The organism is Patescibacteria group bacterium (assembly GCA_041651155.1).
Taxonomy (GTDB): domain Bacteria; phylum Patescibacteriota; class Patescibacteriia; order CAIXNZ01; family CAIXNZ01; genus JAPLYF01.
Map to the genome: position 1 here is coordinate 197,475 of JBAZJU010000001.1, position 19,086 is coordinate 216,560.

General features: G+C 36.6%; 21 protein-coding genes and 6 tRNA genes. 15 read left to right on the forward strand and 12 right to left on the reverse strand.

Annotated features, from left to right (window positions below; genetic code table 11):
* Positions 1-409: 409 nt before the first annotated feature.
* Both WC460_01050 and WC460_01055 read right to left on the reverse strand, forming a co-directional pair.
* Positions 410-482: transfer RNA gene (locus WC460_01050), tRNA-Lys, on the reverse strand.
* 236 nt (positions 483-718) lie between these two features.
* Positions 719-791 (reverse strand) — tRNA-Met (locus WC460_01055).
* Between the two features lie 122 nt (positions 792-913).
* Here WC460_01055 and WC460_01060 point away from each other — a divergent pair.
* The 3 genes from WC460_01060 to WC460_01070 all read left to right on the forward strand — a co-directional run bounded on the left by WC460_01060 (position 914) and on the right by WC460_01070 (position 5,515).
* The gene (locus WC460_01060) at positions 914-3,337 is read left to right on the forward strand and encodes an HAD-IC family P-type ATPase (protein MFA5187933.1); all 2,424 of its coding nucleotides are present in this window, start codon (positions 914-916) and stop codon (positions 3,335-3,337) included.
* A 418-nt stretch (positions 3,338-3,755) separates the two neighbouring features.
* Positions 3,756-5,075: a UDP-N-acetylmuramoyl-L-alanyl-D-glutamate--2,6-diaminopimelate ligase gene (locus WC460_01065; GenBank protein ID MFA5187934.1), complete on the forward strand. Its 1,320-nt coding sequence runs from the start codon at positions 3,756-3,758 to the stop codon at positions 5,073-5,075.
* A 95-nt stretch (positions 5,076-5,170) separates the two neighbouring features.
* Positions 5,171-5,515 carry a hypothetical protein gene (locus tag WC460_01070; GenBank protein MFA5187935.1) on the forward strand — a complete coding sequence of 115 codons (345 nt, stop codon included), beginning with the start codon at positions 5,171-5,173 and terminating at the stop codon, positions 5,513-5,515.
* Between the two features lie 322 nt (positions 5,516-5,837).
* Here WC460_01070 and WC460_01075 read toward each other — a convergent pair whose 3' ends face one another.
* The 4 genes from WC460_01075 to WC460_01090 all read right to left on the reverse strand — a co-directional run bounded on the left by WC460_01075 (position 5,838) and on the right by WC460_01090 (position 7,333).
* Positions 5,838-6,119: a pyrimidine/purine nucleoside phosphorylase gene (locus WC460_01075; protein MFA5187936.1), complete on the reverse strand. Its 282-nt coding sequence runs from the start codon at positions 6,117-6,119 to the stop codon at positions 5,838-5,840.
* A gap of 11 nt (positions 6,120-6,130) precedes the next feature.
* The gene (locus WC460_01080; protein MFA5187937.1) at positions 6,131-6,487 is read right to left on the reverse strand and encodes a hypothetical protein; all 357 of its coding nucleotides are present in this window, start codon (positions 6,485-6,487) and stop codon (positions 6,131-6,133) included.
* A gap of 24 nt (positions 6,488-6,511) precedes the next feature.
* A complete protein-coding gene (locus WC460_01085) occupies positions 6,512-6,748 on the reverse strand; it encodes a nicotinamide mononucleotide transporter (GenBank protein MFA5187938.1) in 237 nt (78 codons plus the stop codon).
* Between the two features lie 438 nt (positions 6,749-7,186).
* Complete coding sequence (locus WC460_01090; GenBank protein MFA5187939.1) at positions 7,187-7,333, reverse strand: hypothetical protein; 147 nt, start codon at positions 7,331-7,333, stop codon at positions 7,187-7,189.
* Positions 7,334-7,558: 225 nt separating this feature from the next.
* On the opposite strand from WC460_01090, the gene thiI reads away from it, so the two are divergent.
* The 4 genes from thiI (at position 7,559) to WC460_01110 (ending at position 10,926) form a co-directional block, all read left to right on the forward strand.
* Positions 7,559-8,713 carry a tRNA uracil 4-sulfurtransferase ThiI gene (thiI, locus tag WC460_01095; protein MFA5187940.1) on the forward strand — a complete coding sequence of 385 codons (1,155 nt, stop codon included), beginning with the start codon at positions 7,559-7,561 and terminating at the stop codon, positions 8,711-8,713.
* Between the two features lie 71 nt (positions 8,714-8,784).
* Complete coding sequence (locus tag WC460_01100; protein MFA5187941.1) at positions 8,785-9,579, forward strand: PH domain-containing protein; 795 nt, start codon at positions 8,785-8,787, stop codon at positions 9,577-9,579.
* Positions 9,580-9,588: 9 nt separating this feature from the next.
* Positions 9,589-9,978, forward strand: coding sequence for a septum formation initiator family protein (locus tag WC460_01105; GenBank protein MFA5187942.1), 390 nt, complete (start codon positions 9,589-9,591; stop codon positions 9,976-9,978).
* A gap of 9 nt (positions 9,979-9,987) precedes the next feature.
* Positions 9,988-10,926 (forward strand): peptidylprolyl isomerase, encoded by a 939-nt coding sequence (locus WC460_01110; GenBank protein ID MFA5187943.1) that lies wholly within the window; start codon positions 9,988-9,990, stop codon positions 10,924-10,926.
* A gap of 119 nt (positions 10,927-11,045) precedes the next feature.
* On the opposite strand, the gene WC460_01115 is transcribed toward WC460_01110, so the two are convergent.
* Positions 11,046-11,118: transfer RNA gene (locus tag WC460_01115), tRNA-Thr, on the reverse strand.
* A gap of 79 nt (positions 11,119-11,197) precedes the next feature.
* Positions 11,198-11,268, reverse strand: a tRNA-Gly gene (locus WC460_01120).
* An 84-nt stretch (positions 11,269-11,352) separates the two neighbouring features.
* Between WC460_01120 and WC460_01125 the strand changes: the two genes are divergently transcribed.
* The 4 genes from WC460_01125 (at position 11,353) to WC460_01140 (ending at position 14,481) form a co-directional block, all read left to right on the forward strand.
* Entirely contained in the window at positions 11,353-12,309 is a 957-nt protein-coding gene (locus tag WC460_01125) for a septal ring lytic transglycosylase RlpA family protein (protein ID MFA5187944.1), read from the forward strand.
* Between the two features lie 123 nt (positions 12,310-12,432).
* Positions 12,433-13,113 carry a cell division ATP-binding protein FtsE gene (gene ftsE, locus WC460_01130; GenBank protein ID MFA5187945.1) on the forward strand — a complete coding sequence of 227 codons (681 nt, stop codon included), beginning with the start codon at positions 12,433-12,435 and terminating at the stop codon, positions 13,111-13,113.
* Between the two features lie 76 nt (positions 13,114-13,189).
* Positions 13,190-14,101, forward strand: a complete 912-nt coding sequence (locus tag WC460_01135) for a permease-like cell division protein FtsX (GenBank protein MFA5187946.1) — start codon at positions 13,190-13,192, stop codon at positions 14,099-14,101.
* A gap of 233 nt (positions 14,102-14,334) precedes the next feature.
* Positions 14,335-14,481 (forward strand): DUF4428 domain-containing protein, encoded by a 147-nt coding sequence (locus WC460_01140; GenBank protein MFA5187947.1) that lies wholly within the window; start codon positions 14,335-14,337, stop codon positions 14,479-14,481.
* Between the two features lie 47 nt (positions 14,482-14,528).
* On the opposite strand, the gene WC460_01145 is transcribed toward WC460_01140, so the two are convergent.
* The 4 genes from WC460_01145 to WC460_01160 all read right to left on the reverse strand — a co-directional run bounded on the left by WC460_01145 (position 14,529) and on the right by WC460_01160 (position 15,917).
* A tRNA-OTHER gene (locus tag WC460_01145) sits at positions 14,529-14,672 on the reverse strand.
* Between the two features lie 27 nt (positions 14,673-14,699).
* A complete protein-coding gene (locus tag WC460_01150; protein MFA5187948.1) occupies positions 14,700-14,939 on the reverse strand; it encodes a hypothetical protein in 240 nt (79 codons plus the stop codon).
* 15 nt (positions 14,940-14,954) lie between these two features.
* Positions 14,955-15,827: an EamA family transporter gene (locus WC460_01155; GenBank protein MFA5187949.1), complete on the reverse strand. Its 873-nt coding sequence runs from the start codon at positions 15,825-15,827 to the stop codon at positions 14,955-14,957.
* An 18-nt stretch (positions 15,828-15,845) separates the two neighbouring features.
* A tRNA-Gln gene (locus WC460_01160) sits at positions 15,846-15,917 on the reverse strand.
* Between the two features lie 501 nt (positions 15,918-16,418).
* Here WC460_01160 and WC460_01165 point away from each other — a divergent pair.
* The 4 genes from WC460_01165 to WC460_01180 all read left to right on the forward strand — a co-directional run bounded on the left by WC460_01165 (position 16,419) and on the right by WC460_01180 (position 19,077).
* The gene (locus tag WC460_01165) at positions 16,419-17,300 is read left to right on the forward strand and encodes a DNA cytosine methyltransferase (protein ID MFA5187950.1); all 882 of its coding nucleotides are present in this window, start codon (positions 16,419-16,421) and stop codon (positions 17,298-17,300) included.
* Positions 17,290-18,378, forward strand: a complete 1,089-nt coding sequence (locus WC460_01170; protein MFA5187951.1) for an HpaII family restriction endonuclease — start codon at positions 17,290-17,292, stop codon at positions 18,376-18,378. Before WC460_01165 ends, WC460_01170 begins: the two co-directional genes overlap by 11 nt.
* Before the next feature lie 3 nt (positions 18,379-18,381).
* On the forward strand, positions 18,382-18,795 hold the full coding sequence (locus WC460_01175) for a very short patch repair endonuclease (protein ID MFA5187952.1): 414 nt from the start codon (positions 18,382-18,384) through the stop codon (positions 18,793-18,795).
* Positions 18,796-18,948: 153 nt separating this feature from the next.
* Positions 18,949-19,077, forward strand: coding sequence for a hypothetical protein (locus tag WC460_01180; GenBank protein MFA5187953.1), 129 nt, complete (start codon positions 18,949-18,951; stop codon positions 19,075-19,077).
* Positions 19,078-19,086: the final 9 nt, after the last annotated feature.

Here is a 19,086-nt window from a genome sequence, read left to right on the forward strand (position 1 = left end):
TTATTAATAATTTGATCATTAATAATTATTGCTTAAATAAAAAGAACATGCCACTCTTGGCATGTTCTTTCTCTTGTGACCCGGCCCCAAAGGGGAGCCTTCGGCTTTGGGGTAGGATGTTTCGTTTTTGATTTATTTATGACCCGGCCCCAAAGGGGAGCCTTCGGCTCTGGGGTAGGATATTTCGTTTTTGATTTATTTGTGACCCGGCCCCAAAGGGGAGCCTTCGGCTCTGGGGTAGGATATTTCGTTTTTGATTTATTTGTGACCCGGCCCCAAAGGGGAGCCTTCGGCTCTGGGGTTCGAACTCCCACCTTCGCTTTGCTACTGCGGGCAGGCAGGACTAATACATTTTCATTAAAACAGAGGGTCTAAAAAAGCTTGCCACTCTTGGCAAGCTTTTTAAATATGACCCGGCTGGGGTTCGAACCCAGGACCCTCTGCTTAAAAGGCAGATGCTCTACCAGCTGAGCTACCGAGTCGTATATGTAATTTTATAACTTCTCATTATTAAAAGTAAAGGTAGCGAAGCTGGCTGTCAATCATAAATAATTTAAAGCTGCCTGCCCGCCATAGCACAAGGTGCGAAGGCGGGAGCTACCAAGTCGTAAAAATTTAAAATGCAAAATGCAAAGTTTAAAGTTACAGTTTTAAATTAAAAATTTTTAATTTTTGTTTGTAATTTTTAATTTCGCATTTTGAATTTTTAATTTTTTTGTTGCGGGGGCCGGACTTGAACCGGCGACCTCCAGGTTATGGGCCTGGCGAGCTGCCAACTGCTCTACCCCGCGACGCTGAAATAAAAAATAACCATTTTGTGGTTAATAGAAGCATATCAAAAACAACAAAACTTGTTAAGTATAGATTAATACTTTTTTTGAAAATTGTCAAGATTTTTGCTATAATTTAAAATATGCATCAAGGATTAAGCAGCAAAAAAGTTAAAATATTACAAAGGAAATACGGCTTAAATTTAATTTTAGCCAAGGAGAAACCGTCTTGGCTGATTATTTTATGGTCGCAAGTAAAAAGTCCTTTAACTTATATTTTAGTCCTGGTTGGCTTAATTTCCATAATTTTGGGTGAATATATCAATGCTATCCTTGTTTTGGTTGTTACTGCGTTAAATGTATTGATTGGTTTTTTTCAGGAATATAATGCCCAAAAAACTTTGGTGGCTTTGAAAACATATTTAAAACCTTTAGCCATAGTAATGCGCGACAATAAGCGCCAAGAAATAGAGGCTAAATATTTAGTGCCTGGCGATATTGTGATTTTAAATACTGGTGATAAAGTGCCAGCTGATGGCAAATTGCTGGAATGCCAAAATCTTTTGGTTAGCGAAGCGATTTTGACCGGCGAGGCAGAAGCAGTTGAAAAAAAATTAAGTCCTGACAGCAGCCGGCTTTTTATGGGCACCAGCGTTTTGCTTGGCCATGGCATAATGCGAGTGGAGAAAATAGGGACTGAAACTGAAATTGGAAAAATTGGGCAGTCGCTTGCTGAGATCAAAGAAGCTAAAACTCCGATTCAAATTAAATTGGAGAATTTTTCTAAATCATTGGCAAAATTAATTTTAGTTATTTGTTTTTTTATTTTAGTTTTAGGTTTGTCTTACGGAGAGAATTTTTTAAAAATGTTAGAGGTGGCAATTGTTTTGTCAGTATCTGCCATCCCTGAAGCCTTGCCAATTGCTATTACAGTAATCATGGCTTTGGGTATGAGAAGAGTTTTGCAACGTCATGGTTTAGTTAAAAAATTAATTTCCATTGAAACTTTGGGCTCAACTTCTATTATTTGTACTGATAAAACAGGCACTTTGACAGAGGGGAACATGAGAATAATTAAAGCCGATTTAGCAGATAAAAAATTGGCGACTTTAGGTTTGATTTTAACAAATAACCAAAAAAGCAATGTGGAAGTAGGATTGTGGGAATATGCAAAACAAAATAGCAAGCAAGATCCGGTTCAAATTTTGGAAAAATATCCGCGCCTGGAAGAAGAAATTTTTGATCCGGCTAAGAAATATTCCCTGACTATAAATAATATTGAGGATAAGCGCTATGCATTTATTTTGGGCGCGCCAGACATTATTATTAATTTTTGCGCTTTAGGCGAACAAGAACGGAAAGAGCATTTGAAGCAAATTGAAACCTGGGCAGATGAAGGCTTGAAAATTATTGCCTTGATTTACAAAGAAGAAAATGATTTGCAAGACAAAAAAGATTTTATCTGGCTTGGTTTGTTTGGGATCGCAGATCCAATCCGCAAAGAAGCCAGGGAAATGATAAGCATTGCCCATAAGGCCGGAATTGAAGTTAAAATTGTGACCGGGGATTACCGCCTGACAGCTGAAAGAGTGGCTAAAAATTTAGGCTTTAAAATAACCGGTAATAGTGTGCTTGAAGGCCGAGAATTGGAAGTTTTAACTGGCCATAATTTAATTAAGGCAGTTAAAAATGCAGTTGTTTTTACCAGGGTTACGCCTTTGCAAAAATTAAAAATTGTTTCAATCTTACAGCAGGAAGGGGAGATTGTAGCCATGACTGGAGATGGCGTTAATGATGCGCCAGCTTTAAAAAAAGCCAATATTGGCGTGGTAGTTGGCAGCGCCACAGAAGTCGCCAAAGAAACAGCGGATCTAATTTTGCTGGATAATAATTTTAAAACTATTGTCGCTGCAATTGAAGAAGGCCGTTTGATTATCGCTAATATAAAAAAGGTCGTCGGTTATGTCCTATCCAATTCTTTTGCCGCTATAACTCTTATTTTTTCAGCCATGCTTTTAAATTTACCGGCGCCTTTAACTGTTGTCCAGATTTTATGGATAAATTTAATCTGTGATGGCCCGCCTGATTTAGTTCTGGGATTTGAACCAAAAGAAAGGGGCTTAATGCTGGAAAAACCTAAAGATTTGAACAAGGAAAATATTTTGAGTAAATATATGAAGTTTTTAATTTTTGCAGTCAGCTTGACAATTGGTTTAATGGCGTTAGGTGTTTTTATCTATTATTATAAAACAGCCAATAATTTACTTTTGGCGCGAACAATAACTTTTGCCGCTTTTTCTTTGGTTAGCTTGGTTTACTTGTTTTCCTTTAAAAATTTAAAGAAATTTGTTTTGGCCAGTGAAAATTTATTTACCAACCCTTATCTTTACCTCTCGGTATTATATGGCTTAATTTTAATTTTTGCCTCAGTTTATCTGCCCAGTTTAAACAAAGCTTTGGGCACGGTTCCTTTAGCAGTCCAACATTGGTTTTGGGTAATTTTAATCGCTTTGGCTGCCACAGCCTGGGTGGAAATAGTTAAATATTTTAGCAAAAAGAAAATATAAATTTAAAAAAGGCCGATTCCGTGTTGCGGAACCGGCTTTTTTATTGGGACAAATTATCTGCAGCCATGGCAGCCGGAACATTGACGACAAACAACTTCCCATTTGTCACGTAATGGCCGCCAGATAAAGTCCAGTCCTTTTACATGTTTGTAATAGGGCTTTTGATATTTTCTCATTTTCTGTCCTCCTTAATTTAATAATAAATACATAATTGCTTTTAGTCAACCTCGCTTTTTGCGAAGTGAAGTGCAGGATCAAGGTTGATTTGGCTAAATAATTATGTTAGAATGCTTATATCTTTAATTGAAACGAATATACTAATCTCATACTAATGATACTAATATTTATTACTTTTTTGATTAGTATTATTAGCCTGCCTGCCGGCAGGCAGGCAAAATATTAGTAAATTAGTATCCTTATGAAAGCATTACTCAAAAAATTAATACCAAGAAATTTAATTCTGAAATTCCATAAAGCGGAAGCTGTTATGGCTAATTATCGTTATGGCTTTCCATCCAACGAATTGATTGTGATTGGCGTAACCGGCACCAATGGCAAATCAACAACTTGCAATTTAATTGCCAAGATCTTGGAAGAAAGCGGGGCCAAAGTCGGCTTAATGACCACGGTTAATTTTAAAATTGCCGGCCAGGAATGGTTAAATGATACGCACATGACCATGCAGGGCAGAGTTACTTTGCAAAAAATGCTGTGGCAAATGGTTAAAGCCGGCTGTCAGTATGCAATCATAGAAACTTCGTCTGAGGGAATTATGCAGCACAGAAATTGGGGGATTAATTATGATGTGGCCGTCTTTACCAATTTAACTCCGGAGCATATAGAAGCCCATGGCTCGTTTGAAAATTATAAAAAAGCTAAAGGAACATTATTCGCCAATTTATTTAAATTTCGCCGTAAGAAAATTAATGGCCAGCTAATCCCCAAAACTTCAGTGGTTAATTTAGATGACGAACATTGGCAGTATTATTTTGATTTCTCAGCTGATAAAAAATACCTTTATGCCATTAACCACCAGGGTAAATTACCAGAGGCAGAAGTGCTGAGGGCAGGGGATATTTCCTTAAAAATGGATGGCACATTTTTCAGAATCGGGCTTGATGATATACAGACCAATTTAATCGGTAATTTTAATGTTTATAATTGTTTAGCTGCGATTTGCGTAGCGCGTAATTTTGGCATCTCAATGGAGCAATGTAAACAAGCCTTGGTTAAAGTGACCGGCGTGCCTGGCAGAATGGAAGCCATTAATGAAGGCCAGAATTTCAATGTTTTAATTGATTACGCGCATGATCCGGCATCTTTTGCCATTATTTTTGAAACAATAAAATTTTTTCCTAAAAAAAGAATTATTCATGTCTTTGGTTCAGCCGGCGGCGTGCGCGATCATGTTAAACGTCCGGTTTTGGGCAAACTTTCTGGACAGCATGCTGACGTGACAATTATTACTGATGAGGATTCTTATGATGAACCGACAGAGAAGATTTTAAATGAAATTGCAGCTGGTGCGATTGAGGCAGGGAAAATTGCCAATGAAAATTTATTTAAAATTCCTGATCGCCGCGAGGCCATAAAATTTGCCTGCCAGATGGCACAAGCAGGGGATTTGGTTTTGATTACTGGCAAGGGCACTGAACAAAGCATTAAATCAAATGGGCAGGAAATGCCATGGGATGATCGGTATGTAACGAGGGAGGTTTTGAAAGAAATTCTTGGTTAATTCCGGATGACGAAAGCCGAAATCTGAATTATTAATAATTTGCTTGATATTTAATTTTAAGTTATAATAAAGATGATTTAAATTAAATTTATTTTATGGAAGAAAAAGATTTAAAACAAATTAAAGAAGTTGTAGACCAATCTTTTGAAGATAAATTTGGTCAAATTTGGGATAAGAATCTCTCTCCTGCTTTAGACGTTGTTTGTGAGAGATTAGATAAGGTTGATCAAAGGTTAAATAGCGTAGAATCGCAAATGGTAACAAAGTCTTATCTGGATGACAAATTAGCAGATTTGGAAGGCGGGGTAATTTCTAAACTTAGGAAAGAAGATGAAAAGGTGAATAGAATAATTTCTTTATTGAAAAAGCATAAAGTTGTGCCATCAGCAGATTTGGAAGATTTGGATAATTTGCAGATTTTTCCCAGAATTCAGGTTTAGAGTCTTTTGATTTAGGTTAAATTATAGTCGCCAGGCAATGGGCGATTTTTTGATTGGTAATGTGATTCTCCGACGAAGAAGCGATTGGCCAATCGCTCCTTCAATGCGGGGGAATTAATCAAAAAATCGCCTGTTAAAATTTATACCCCACTTTCTTGTCCGCTCGCCTCGGCGAAGCGGGCCAAAGCATAACGACAGCGGAAGTGGGTTTTTTATTTGGCCTGCTAAAGCAGTGTATAATTTTGTAAATAAAAAATCCTGAACCATATTGGGTCCAGGATATAAGAGCCGCGACAGGTACTTTGGCTCTATCTTAATTTTTTTACTTGTCGTAATAGCAGATATATGTGGCTGGTTCTGTTGCTTCGAAGATGATGGGATCGCCGACTTTGATATCACAGTCCTGGGATGAAATGGCGCGATATTCAGTGCCATTGATTGTGATTTTGTTGTGAATAACGGTAATACTTTCAGGGGCTTTGGCGATACCAAAATCGTATTTACCGGGAAGAACAACACCAATTGTTGCTTTTTTACCCAAGAAAGTGGTAAAGCCCAGCGATTGGACTTGTCCATCAAAGTAAGTATTGTGTTTGATTTCCATTCAATCCTCCTTTACTTATTATCAAGATATTTCTTGGCCAGCATTGCCCAGGTCGGATCGCCATAACGAATGATTTTCTCAACTTGCGGCGCCCAGTATTCTAGGCGCATGCGGTAAGGTTCATGGGTTAAATTATATCCGATTTGGAGCTGTAGCTCGCATTTTTTGGGATTATTGGTCTCACACCAGATATTATAGACGACCATTAATCGGCCGTCTTTTAGCTGGATAAAATCGCTTTTTTGGACTGAAGCGAGCTCCTTAATAAGGCTCGGATCATATGTGGCTTGACCCTGGCTGTTGCAGCCAACAAGCATACACAGAAACAGGGAAAAGATTATTACTGACAAGAGACATCTTTTTTCCATCTTTTTCTCCTTTCAAAGTTCTTGTTATGGTTTTTTGTAAAACCATTGGTAAATACCGTAAATCCAGCTGCCAGTGTAAACCACATTCATTAACATTATGCCCCATTGATGATTATGATACGTGGTTATGTACCAGAAGGGTTGCGAGGCTAAACCGCAAACAAAACCCCACTTGTTTTTTCGGGAAATGAGAATTATTGCCAAGATGCCAAAGATACAGATGGCTATTTGGCTTATATTTTCCCAATTAAGATATTGCATTTTTAAAGAACCTCCTTGTAGTTTGCCTTAATTTAAGCGCAGATTAGAGATTTTGTCAACCCAGTCTTAATAGTTCAATAGCTTGGAAACGTTTATGATAAGATAAAATGGCTACAATTAAAAGTTTTATGAAAGATTAAGTGAAATTTCGCCTAGACAGGCGATTTTTTGATTGGCATTTTTTTGACCCGACGAAGAAGCGATTGCCAATCGCTTCTTCAATGTGGGGGAATTAATCAAAAAATCGCCTGCCAAATTTATGTCCCACTTTCTTGTCCGCTCGCCTCGGCGAAGCGGGCCAAAGCATAGCGACGGCGGAAGTGAGCTTTTTTATTTGGCCTGCTAAAGCAGGGTATAAATTTTTAAATAAAAAATCCCGAACCACATTGGGTCCAGGATATAGAGTTGCGGAAAGTCAGCGGTTTTTAGACGGCTGATTCAGTCATGGATTTTATATCTCATGGCATTTCTCTGATCAACAATTTCTCTGATGATAAGGTAGATCCAAATCATGACTGTGTTGAGGCAAAAGCAAATCAAGATTTGGACATTCGTCCAATTGCCACTTTTTGATAAGTGGTCCATAAGTACTTGAATGGTAGTGAATATTAGACCACCCGAAATGGCAACCACGAAGGTTAGAAGAACGATTTTAATGTAGTTAATTTTGTCTTTCATGTCTTTCCTCCTTTGTTTGGGGCTATATGATATATTTATCATATTTTATTCAATCTGTCAATGGTTGGCGAAAATGGAAATTTTTGTTAAAATAATAGTAAGATTAAGAATAAAGAAAATACAATTAAGAATATGGACGGGTATATTATTATTCACTATGGGGAAATTGCGTTAAAGGGCGGGAACCGCAGTTTTTTTGAAAATAAACTAATTGCCAATATCAAACTGGCTTTAGCTGATTTGGGCGAACTTTGGCTAAAACAAGTTGCTGGCAGGATTATTGTTAAAATTGAGGAAGATTATGATTTAAACTTGATCAAAGCCCAGTTGCAAAAGGTTTTTGGTATTGAGTATTTTGCCTTTGCCTGGAATTCATCCCAGGATTTGAAAGAGCTGGAAAAAGATTTGCTTTCTTTGATAAAAACAAAAAAATTTAAAACTTTTAGAATTACTTCGCGAAGAACTAATAAAGAGTTTCCTTTGGATTCTCAAAAGTTAAGCGGGGAATTGGGCGCTATGGTAGTTAAGAAATTAAAGAAAAAAGTTGATTTGGAAAATTTTGATTTGAATTGTTATGTTGATATAGTGGAAAATTTTGCATTTTTATATTTTGAAAGATTTGAATGCCGGGGCGGGTTGCCTGTTGGCGTGTCTGATAAATTGCTGTGTTTAATTTCTGGCGGCATTGATTCGCCAGTGGCTGCTAATTTAATGCAAAAAAGGGGAGCGCCCATTGTTTATATCCATTTTGATTCCTATCCTTCCACGCCCAAAGAAAATCAGGAAAAGGTTAAGGACTTGGTTAAGGTCTTAAACGATTATCAGTTTGAATCTAAATTATATATAGTACCATTTTTGGAAATTCAAAAAGAAATTTTACAAAAAGCGCCAGAAGATTATCGCGTAATTTTTTATCGCCGGATGATGTTAAGAATTGCTAAAAAAATTGCGTTCAAAGAAAATGTTTTGGCTTTAGTTACGGGTGAAAGCTTGGGTCAGGTGGCTTCGCAAACTGTTGAGAATATTCGCGCGATTTCTGAAGCAATTGATTTGCCGATTTTAAGGCCCTTGATCGGTTTTAATAAGGAAGAAATAATTGAAATCGCGGCCAAGATAGGGACTTATGAACTTTCAATCCAACCTTTTGGAGATTGCTGTTCACTTTATGTCCCTAAACATCCGGTTACCCGCGCGGATTTAAATTTAATTTTGGATACTGAAAAGGACTGGGGATTTGGGAAATTACTAGAGGAGGTAGTTAGTAAAGCGGAGATTATTAAATTTTAACTCTGAGATATGAATTATGAGATATGAGATGATTTCATAATTCATAGTTCATAATTCGTAATTCAAATATTATGTCTGACAAATATTTTGCCAAAAAAATAAGTTTGCGGCCAGATGAAGAACTGGTGGTTGTTTTACATCATCATCTGGTGACCTATGCCAAACAAGTTTTGATCACCGCAATTTTAATTTTAGGCGCATTTTTTTTAATGTTTGAGCTTTTTAGCTGGGGTTCAGCGGGAGTAGCCTTATTTTTGGCCATATTGGGTACGGGCATATTTTACGGAGGTAGAGAATTTTTTATCTGGTATAATAATGTTTTTATTGTAACTACCGGCCGGCTGATTGATATTGACCAAAAGGGTTTTTGGCATAAGACAGTTTCAGAAATTGGCTATGACAAAATTTTGGATATTTCTTATTCGGTCAAAGGATTTATCCAGACTATTTTCCAATTAGGCATTATTAAAATTCAGGCGACAGGCGCGGCTTTGGTTTTACAAAACCTCAAAGAACCGGCCAAAATCAACCAGCTTTTGGCTGATCTGATAAAAGAGCAGACTGGCAAAAAAATTGAGATTAAAGAAGTAACGGGTATTAATAATAAGCATAAAGAGCAATTAACAGACAACTGGCTTAATCAGGAAGAATTGGAAGAATATGAGGATTACAATTTGCCAGAATTGCTTGAAGAATATAAAGAAACATTGGGTGAATTAAGCCTGAAAAAATTATTGGTTGATGAGCTCTCAAAGTATGATGAAGATGAGGAGTTTGAAGAGGAAATTGAGCCCGCAGATGCTAAAAAACAAGTAAATAAAGATGAAGACGAAATTATTGGAAATTTTACGAAAAAAAGGCTATAATATATGCATATGAGAGAAAGAAGAAAAAACAAATTCCTTCCGGATTTATTTTTCTCCAAATTTTTTCTAATTGCCTGCGTGGCTTTATTTCTGGCAATTTTATTTGGTTTGGCGCAGGGCACAATTAAAAATTATCGCGTGGATTCGGAAATCACCGATTTACAAAAAGAAATTGCCAATTTAGGCAGGCAGAATCAGGAATTTAGCCAGCTCATTGATTATTTTAAATCAGATAGTTTTATAGAACAGGAGGCAAAATTAAAAATGGGTCTTAAAAAACCAGGTGAAAATTTGGTGGTCATCCCGCAAGCCGGGGATGTTTCCAAATCAAGAGAAAATGCAGAGACTGAAAATTTGTCAAACCCAATGAAATGGTGGCTTTATTTTTTTAAATCATAATCATTATCTATGAAGTTTAAATTTTTAGACAAAGCTCGAAAAATAAAATGGAATTCAAAATTTAGAAATATTTTTATTGCCGGAATATTGATTCTGGCAGTGCTTTTAATCGCAGCCGCTGGAGTTTTAAGCTGGGGGATTTATAAGCTGGCTTGGCAGGGCCCATTTATTGAACAGATTTTATCTATTATTCCTTTGCCGGCAGCCAAGGTGAATGGCGCTTATATAACTTATCCGGAATTTTTGCAGAATTTAAAACCTGCGATTAAATTTTACACCAAGCAAAAAGAAGCAGGCTTTGGCAATATTCCTACGCCTGAGCAACTTAAAAAAATCGTATTGGAAGATCGTTTGGTCGTTAATATCTTAGTTAAACAAATTGCTAAGCGCTACAATATCACTGTTAGCCCTGCAGAGATTGAGGCTAAAACTCAGGAAATAATCCAAAATAAAGGCAGCCAGGCTGAAGTGGAGAAGTTTTTGCAAGATTATTATGGATTGAGCTTGGAAGAATATAAGAAAATTTTTATCGTGCCTAATTTATATTATGATCAGACAAGCGGGGCTGTAATTGATGATGAAAATATCAATGGAGCGGCCAAAAATAAAATTCAGGAAGCTTTGAGCAAATTAAGGGATGGGGAAGCTTTTGAAGAAGCCGCCAAGACTTATAGCGAAGATCCGCTGGCAACCAATAATGCTTCCCAGGAGAATTTTTTAAGAGGAGAACTGCCAAAAGATATAGAGGATCAGCTTTTTGCCATGTCAGCGGGCGAGTTCACGGATGTATTAACTTTGCCAAACAGCTATGCGATTTTAAAATTAGAGCAAAAAGATGAGGATAAAGGAGTTTTAACAGTGAGAAAAATTATTGTGAAAATAAAAATCCTGGATGATTTAATCCAGGCAGAAAAGCAAAAATCAAAGATTGAGATTTATGCTTATTGATTTGCTATTGCCATAAAGCTCGGCCTAGGCCGAAGCCTGGCCATTAGGCCATAAAGCCATAAAGCCATTCTGCCATTAGGCCATAAAGCCTTAGGCATTAGCTAAATGAAGATAAATTGAGCCAACGGTGGGGATCGAACCCACGACCCGCAGTTTACGATACTGCTGCTCTGCCAGCTGAGCTACGTTGGCGAATTTGAGCGGGATAGGAGAATCGGACATGAATTAGGTATATTCTCAATTGCCTGCCCGCCGTAGCAATTAAGTTGTAAGCGATGGACGGGAATCGGACCCGCATTATCTGCTTGGGAAGCAGATGTACTACCACTGTACTACCATCGCATAAAATATTGCGAAGGCGGGGGAAGGTCATGTACTGCCACTATACTAATCCCGCAGGGCGAAATGACAAATAACAAATATCAAATGACAAATAAAATCCAAAATTCAAAACTCAAATTACAAACTTTCAGATTTTGTTTTATTTTGTTATTTATTTTAGCAGTAATTGGCTTGCCGGTCAATTCTGTTTTTGCTGTTGAAAATCCTTTCGGTAACGAAGCAGACAATCAGCCTGATTTAAGACAAATTCAGTTTATTGATTCTAATGTCCAGCCAGTTGTTCAACCTGCTAGTGATTTAGCGCCAGAACAAAACGAAGTTCAGGTTGATGGCTCAAATAGCGCAAACGTGATTGTTCTAAATCCTGATGCTTATAAAATTACCGCTGCTGAGGCAAAAGCCGGCAAAAAATTCAAAGTTTTTGATAATAAATTCATTTTTCAAATTGATAAAAATACTTTTTCTGACAAAGCGACTTTGGATTTGACTGAAATGATTTTAACTCCAGGCAGTAAAATGAGTCCGCCTTTGGGTTTTCAAATGGCCAGTAAAATTTACGAGTATAATTTAAAAACCGAACCTGGAGTAAAATTTAACGAGCCGTTTTGGTTTTCTATTAAATATGACAGCAGCGATTATTTTCGTAAAAATCTTTATTATTATGATGAATTGAAAGCAGAATGGGTTGGCTTGCCTTCTCTTATTAAAAATGGGGAGAGCAAAATAGTTTCTAATTTTTCTTTGCCTTATGCTAAAGTTGCAATTTTAGAAGATATCAGCATTATGACCGAAGGCACTGCTTCCTGGTACAAATATAAAGGCTGTAATTGCGCAGCTTCTCCCGATTATCCCAAAGGCACAAAATTAAAAGTTACTAATATAGATAATGGCAAATCAGTCATTGTTAAAGTAAATGACTGGGGACCGGATCGTTCTGTCCATCCTACCCGGGTCATTGATTTAGATGTCGTGGCTTTTAAACAAATTGCCAAAAAATCAGCTGGACTGTGCAAAGTTAAAGTTGAACCTGCAGTCAAATAATTATCTCTGCAAATAATTAAATTTTAGATTTAAATTAGTGCCTGCCCGCCGACCTGTCCACCGAAGCAATAGCGCAGGTGGAAGTTTAAACGAAGGCAGGATAAATAATCCGTGTTTTAACACATGATAAATTTTAAAAAAGTCAGTAAAATATATTATCCCAAGTCAGTGGCTTTAAAGGATATATGCCTGCAGATTATGCCCAAAGAATTTATTTCCATTGTTGGCCAGAGCGGGGCAGGCAAAAGCACGCTGATTAAAATTTTGACTGCCCAGGAAAAGCCCGAGCAAGGCAGAGTGATTGTCGGCGGCTGGGATATTACGGACATTGGGCAGAAAGATATTCCTATCTTAAGGCGGCAAATCGGCGTAGTTTATCAGGATTTTAAATTATTGCCGAAAAAAACTGTGTTTGAAAATGTGGCTTTTGCCTTGGAGGTATGCGGCATTAGCTCTAATAAAATCTGCAATATTATACCTCAGGTTTTAAAAATCGTGGGTTTAAAAGATAAGACTGACCGTTATCCTCACCAGCTATCCGGGGGAGAGATACAGCGTGCGGCTATTGCCCGCGCCTTGGTGCATCGCCCCAAGATTTTGCTGGCAGATGAGCCCACGGGCAATTTGGACAGCTTGAACACCAAAGATATTATTGATTTGCTTTTAAAAATAAATGAATTCGGCACCACTGTAATGCTGGTGACCCACAATAAGGACGTGGTAAATCGCATTAAAAAAAGAGTGGTGCTTCTGGACGCAGGGCAGGTGATTAGTGATCAGGAAGAAGGGAAGTACGTGTTGTAAATGACAAATAACAAATGCCAAATTTCAAATAAAATTCAAATATAAAATAACAAATTCCAAACATAATTATTTTACGATGCTGACTTCTACATTTAGAGTAATCAAGTTTTCTTTCCAGGATTTTTTTAGGAATTTCTGGCTGTCTTTTGTGACTCTGACAATTTTAATCTTGGCTTTGTTTTCCATAAACATGCTGATTATTTTCAATATCACAGCTAAAACTGCCATCGCCTCAATTGAAAATAAAATTGATATCAGCCTTTACTTTAAGCCTACGGTTTCTGAGGATCAGGTGATGAACGTGCAAAAATATTTGCAGGGCTTAAGCCAGGTCAAGGAAGTCATTTATATTTCTCAGGTTCAAGCTTTGGAGAACTTTAAGATAAAACATGAGGATAATCCTAAGATTATAGAATCTTTAGCTGAAATTGAAAAAAATCCTCTGGGTGCCAGCCTGGTGATTAAAGCCAATTCTACGGCTGATTATCCCGTGATTTTAGACAGTTTAAAAGATCCGCAATATAACAATATGATTGAGAGCAAGGATTTTGATGACCATAAGCTGGTGATAGACAGAATTTCTGGCATTACCCGCAAGGTTAATTATGGCGTTTTTATCATTGCCGCCATCTTTACTTTGATTTCTATTTTGATAATTTTTAATGCCATCAGAATGGCGATTTATACTCACCGTGAGGAAATAGCGGCCATGAAGCTGGTGGGCGCAACCAACTGGTTTGTGCGCGCGCCTTATTTATTGCAGGGAGTAATTTTTTCCGTCTTAGCTGTTTTAATTACAATCATTATAATTTATCCGCTTTTGGGTTTTATCCAGCCATATTTAGCCACGGTTTTGGAGAGCGATTTTAATCTGGTCAGTTATTTTAACCAAAATTTTGCTTTTATTTTTGGCTTAGAACTTTTGGGTGCCATTGTTTTAAATCTGATCAGCAGCTATTGGGCGGTTAATAGGTATGTGAAAGTTTAAGGTGAAATTCAAAAATCAAAATCAAAAAACTCGTCTCGGCTTCGCAGGAAAATTGTTTACATAGTTTTGTGAATTAGCCGAGCCGAAGTCGGAGAAAATAAATTTAAAATCTAAATTTTAAAATAATAAAAATACTTGCGCAAGCAGGTTTTTTGTTTTTGGACTATTGACTTTTTGGTGATAATACTCTATCTTAAAATCAAGTAGCTAGTAAATTCTAAAAGGAGGAAAGAATGGCCCCTGAGAAAGAAAAAAAATGCATTATCTGCGGTGAAACCGAGGGCGAATTGCGCAAGATTTTTGAAGAAAAAGACACGTATATTTGCCCTGGCTGCCTGCAGAAACTTAGCGACTTTTTAAAAACATATACAGATAAATAGCAGATAAAAAAGGCGTTCTATGAATAGGACGCCTTGTTTTTTTTAAATGCTCCTGAAGGGAATTGAACCCCCATCTCCAATTGTTTGAATTCCTTTTGTTTAGCCTATGTACACTTAGCTAAGCCGGGATCAAACAATCTCCCAGTTGGGAGGCGTGCCTAGCCGTTGTTTTGCCATTAAACTACAAGAGCATTAATATTAATTAAATTAACACAGCGCTAATTTAGTGTCAAGACCCTACTCTTTTTTAGCATAATGGCGCTTAGGACAAAAGCCAGGGTGAAGAAAATCGCGCCGTAAAAGCAGGGAGTGTAAACGGGATTAACCACGCCAATAGCGCAGCCAGTTGAGCAGGCGCGCTGGTTTAAATAGTCAATTAATTCAATAGTGAAGTTTGTCCAGGCAAAAATCGTGCCGCCTAAAAGAATGATAAATTGAGCGATGATGAATTTTTTCATAAATTTAGATTTATATTATTTAGAAGTTAAAGCTGATAAGATTAAGACGCCTAAGATTGCCACAATGATGCCGATAATTTGATGCGGTTTCAATTTTTCACGATTAATAAAAATACCAAGCAGTGTTGCCAAAATGATATAGCTTTCCGAGATCGTAGCGGCAATGGAAATTTTAACATAAATAGTGGCATAGGCATAAGCTAGCCAGGCGATATTATTAATAAGGCCAAGGCTGCAAATAAGCCAGAGATTTTTTTTAAAATTAACGGCCACGGTACGGAAATTTCCCTGAAAGATGATAACTAGGGCTGAAGCTGCTGCTATCACGACATGCATGAACCAGACTGTAGTTATGGGCGAGATCTGCTGGCTGGAGAGGCCTATTAATACATTATTTAAGGCCAAACCAGCAACATTAAGCCCGGCCAATAAGACTCCTGCTTCAAAAAATATTTTAGTGCGCCATCCTTTCAGATTAGCAGTAACAACAAGCAGAATTCCTAAAAAAATTAAGATAATTAAAACTGCCTCATAGTTCATTAATCTTTCTCTGGCGAGAATGATGCTGAAAATTACAGTCAGCGGCAGTTCCAGGCCAAAGACAGGTTCAACTACGCTGATTTTGCCCCGCCTCAGAGCTTCCAGGCCTAAAGGCGCATTGATTATAACTAGAGCGCCTAAAATAGCCAGTAAGCTCCAATTGTCTACAGCCAATTTGGCCTGGTCATTGATTACAAAAGGCAGAAACAAAATAGCGCCGGCTGTGCCGATAAAAAAGAGTGTTTGCCAGCCGCCGATTTTCCGTGTTAGTTTTTGCGTGAAAAAGTCGCCAAAGCCCCAGCCAAATAGTGCGATTAGGGCGAAGACGACGCCTAAATATGAGTACATTGTATTTATTTTTTATTGCTGGGGAGAAGGGATTCGAACCCCTGAATGGCGGCTCCAAAGGCCGCTGCCTTACCACTTGGCGACTCCCCAATGGTGATTAATGACAAATGATCAATAATCAATAATCAAACAATTTTTAAATTCAAAATTCAAATGTTTAAACTTTGTGTAATTAGTAATATTTATTCAACAAAAATAAAAAAAGAACAAGGTTCTATTATTGATATTATAGGGTAAAAATTAGGGAAAGTCAATGGTAGTTGGCGTTTTTTCATATTAAGAATTCATTAAATTTTCAATTGACTTAGCGAGTTTTTGGGCGTAAAATGAGATTAAATAAATAAAATTTTAAGTTCTAAAATATGGACAAAAAACGCATTATGCAAAATAAAACTGATGTTGAGCTGGCCAATGATAAATTGAAGAAAAGCGCTGGCTAAGCTGGCGGCTAATTTTAAAGTTGTTAACGGCTGGCAAAAAAGTGAGCAGGATATTGAAACCAGCTTTACTTTCGAAGTAAAAAACTATAAAATATAAGTACAATATATACTCCGTTAGGTTCAATTTGGAGCCTATAAAGCTTATCTTATAATGGCTAAAAAAAATAAAAAATTTACATTTATAGACCTATTCGCTGGTATAGGCGGTTTTCATTTTGCTTTCCATAATTCAGGAGCAGAATGTGTTTTTGCAAGTGAGTGGGATAAATATGCAAGGCAAACTTATGAACGTAATTTCGCTAAAATTCAGCCCGAACTTTTTAAATCAGGAAATTTCGCAGGTGATATTACTAAGGTGAAACCAAAAAATATCCCCGACTTTGATATAATTTGCGGCGGATTTCCGTGTCAGCCTTTCAGTCAGGCAGGATTCAAAAGAGGTTTTGAAGATAATAGAGGAAGCCTTTTTTTTCATATAGCGGAATTAATCAGGAATAAGAAACCCAAGGCATTTTTTCTTGAAAATGTAAGGCATCTTTTTAAACATGATGACGGAAAAACATTTTCTGCAATAAAAAACGTAATTGAAAAAGATTTGGGTTATTCTTTTTATTATAAAATTGTTAAGGGCACAGATTTTAATGTTCCTCAACACAGGCCGCGTTTGTTTATGGTCGGTTTTAGAAATAAAAAAATCCCCTTTAATTTTCCTGAGCCGAAGAAACTAACAAAAACAATGTCTGATATCTTCGGTGCGCCATGTGAAAAAAATGTCGGTTATACTTTAAGAGTAGGCGGTCGGGGATCTGCTATAACCGATAGGCGAAATTGGGATTCTTATAAGGTAAACAGTAAAATTGTAAGATTAGGAGTTAAAGAAGGTAAAAAAATGATGGGGTTGCCTTACAATTTTGTTTTTCCCGTTTCTGATGCACAAGCAATGAAACAACTGGGAAATGCCGTTGTCGTACCTGCAATAAGCGCTGTTGCACAAGAGATTATAAAGACATTAAATAAATATTATGCCGATTAAAGGTAATAAGGGGGAATGGAGCGAATTTTACGCTTTTATTAAAATTTTAGCGGATAAATATTTACACGCCGCCGATGAAGACCTGAACGTTCTTGAGCAGGTCTTTTATCCCGTTTATAAAATAATCAGGGAAGAGGCTGCAGCAGGTAAAATAGAATTTGATATCAAGGCAGATACAGATAATATAAAAATTACGGACTCTTCTAATAATATTATGTTGGTTCATGTTACTGATCTTGATAAAAAGGCAAAGAAATTGTTTTCAGTCATAAAAAATTCAGATAAAAGGACATTCTCCATCCCTTTGGGAGCAGAGTTGATGGAAAAATTAAAATGTACTCAGATAAAGGCCAATAGCGGAAGAAAATCAGATATAAAATTGTTAATACATGATTTTAGGTATGAACAGGATACAGAAGTAGGATTTAGCATTAAATCTCTGGTAGGCTCTCCCGCAACTCTTTTAAATGCGTCTGGATCTACTAATTTTGTTTATCGGGTTGAAAATATTTCCGATGTTGATGTTAAAGCAATTAATAATATTAAAACCAGGTCAAAAATAAAAGATCGATTGCAGGCAATTATTACGCGACATGGAAAGTTGTCTTTCACATCTTTAACATCTGATATTTTTGAACATAATTTAAGAAATATTGATACGATTTTACCTGAAATTTTATCCAATTTATTGTTGGCAAATTTTATGGGTCACGGTTCCTTACTTACTGAGTTAACTGAATATTTAGGAGCCAACGTTAATGAGTTAAGGGGATTTAGTCTTGATGAGACGGGATATAAAATTAAGTTAAAAAATTTTTTACATAATATAGCCTTGGGAATGATGCCTAATACTGAATGGGACGGATTATTGCAGGTTCATGGAGGTTATATAATAGTTAAAGAAAACGGTGAAATCGTATGTTATCATATTTTTAACCAGGATGAATTTCAGAATTATTTATTTAAAAATACGAGGCTGGATACGCCAAGTACTACCAGGCACGGATTTGGTGAAATATACAAAGAAGGAGAAAATTATTTTATTAAACTTAATCTGCAGATTAGGTTTAATCACTAGTTTATGACTGATCGTATTACAAAAGAACAAAGATCCAGGAATATGTCCGCAGTTAAAGCCAAGGGAAACAAAACAACTGAAATTAAAGTAGTTAAATATTTTAAAAATAAAGGGATAACGGGCTGGAGAAGACATAATAAGAAAATATTCGGTAATCCGGACTTTGTCTTTTTAAAGGACAAAGTCGTTATATTTATTGACGGATGTTTTTGGCATGGTTGTCCTTACCATTATCATGTCCCGAAAACAAACAAAAAATTCTGGAATGCAAAAATAAAGGCTAATAAAAAAAGGGGTAAAATCGTGAACAGCGTTTTAAGAAAAAACAATTGGACGGTTGTGAGAGTCTGGGAACATCAGCTAAAAAAAGATCAGCCATTTTATCTTGAGAAAATAAGAAAACTTTTACTAAAATAAGTTGTATAAATTGGGATGAGGGATTAAATTAGTTGAGGATAAATAAAATAATGGTTATTAAGCGCCCCGCTCAGCATTACGGGGCATTTTTAGATTAAAAATTGATTAAATTTTTGCTTGACTTGGGAGCATGTAAAGAATAAAATTGAAGTAATGTTATTAAACAAAACTCCTGAATCCCGCGAGAAAAACAAGACCAGGATTGAGGCAGTGGATTATGAGATTGATAAGATGGTAAGTAAACTATATGGTTTGAGTGAGAAAGATATGAAGATTATCTAGGGAAAATTT

What these genes read in the sequence shown, in the direction of transcription:
- WC460_01060 (MFA5187933.1), top strand. Translation starts at nt 914, where the DNA reads ATGCATCAAGGATTAAGCAGCAAAAAAGTTAAAATATTACAAAGGAAA.
- WC460_01065 (MFA5187934.1), top strand. Translation starts at nt 3,756, where the DNA reads ATGAAAGCATTACTCAAAAAATTAATACCAAGAAATTTAATTCTGAAA.
- WC460_01070 (MFA5187935.1), top strand. Translation starts at nt 5,171, where the DNA reads ATGGAAGAAAAAGATTTAAAACAAATTAAAGAAGTTGTAGACCAATCT.
- WC460_01075 (MFA5187936.1), bottom strand. Translation starts at nt 6,119, where the DNA reads ATGGAAATCAAACACAATACTTACTTTGATGGACAAGTCCAATCGCTG.
- WC460_01080 (MFA5187937.1), bottom strand. Translation starts at nt 6,487, where the DNA reads ATGGAAAAAAGATGTCTCTTGTCAGTAATAATCTTTTCCCTGTTTCTG.
- WC460_01085 (MFA5187938.1), bottom strand. Translation starts at nt 6,748, where the DNA reads ATGCAATATCTTAATTGGGAAAATATAAGCCAAATAGCCATCTGTATC.
- WC460_01090 (MFA5187939.1), bottom strand. Translation starts at nt 7,333, where the DNA reads ATGGACCACTTATCAAAAAGTGGCAATTGGACGAATGTCCAAATCTTG.
- thiI (MFA5187940.1), top strand. Translation starts at nt 7,559, where the DNA reads ATGGACGGGTATATTATTATTCACTATGGGGAAATTGCGTTAAAGGGC.
- WC460_01100 (MFA5187941.1), top strand. Translation starts at nt 8,785, where the DNA reads ATGTCTGACAAATATTTTGCCAAAAAAATAAGTTTGCGGCCAGATGAA.
- WC460_01105 (MFA5187942.1), top strand. Translation starts at nt 9,589, where the DNA reads ATGAGAGAAAGAAGAAAAAACAAATTCCTTCCGGATTTATTTTTCTCC.
- WC460_01110 (MFA5187943.1), top strand. Translation starts at nt 9,988, where the DNA reads ATGAAGTTTAAATTTTTAGACAAAGCTCGAAAAATAAAATGGAATTCA.
- WC460_01125 (MFA5187944.1), top strand. Translation starts at nt 11,353, where the DNA reads ATGACAAATAAAATCCAAAATTCAAAACTCAAATTACAAACTTTCAGA.
- ftsE (MFA5187945.1), top strand. Translation starts at nt 12,433, where the DNA reads ATGATAAATTTTAAAAAAGTCAGTAAAATATATTATCCCAAGTCAGTG.
- WC460_01135 (MFA5187946.1), top strand. Translation starts at nt 13,190, where the DNA reads ATGCTGACTTCTACATTTAGAGTAATCAAGTTTTCTTTCCAGGATTTT.
- WC460_01140 (MFA5187947.1), top strand. Translation starts at nt 14,335, where the DNA reads ATGGCCCCTGAGAAAGAAAAAAAATGCATTATCTGCGGTGAAACCGAG.
- WC460_01150 (MFA5187948.1), bottom strand. Translation starts at nt 14,939, where the DNA reads ATGAAAAAATTCATCATCGCTCAATTTATCATTCTTTTAGGCGGCACG.
- WC460_01155 (MFA5187949.1), bottom strand. Translation starts at nt 15,827, where the DNA reads ATGTACTCATATTTAGGCGTCGTCTTCGCCCTAATCGCACTATTTGGC.
- WC460_01165 (MFA5187950.1), top strand. Translation starts at nt 16,419, where the DNA reads ATGGCTAAAAAAAATAAAAAATTTACATTTATAGACCTATTCGCTGGT.
- WC460_01170 (MFA5187951.1), top strand. Translation starts at nt 17,290, where the DNA reads ATGCCGATTAAAGGTAATAAGGGGGAATGGAGCGAATTTTACGCTTTT.
- WC460_01175 (MFA5187952.1), top strand. Translation starts at nt 18,382, where the DNA reads ATGACTGATCGTATTACAAAAGAACAAAGATCCAGGAATATGTCCGCA.
- WC460_01180 (MFA5187953.1), top strand. Translation starts at nt 18,949, where the DNA reads ATGTTATTAAACAAAACTCCTGAATCCCGCGAGAAAAACAAGACCAGG.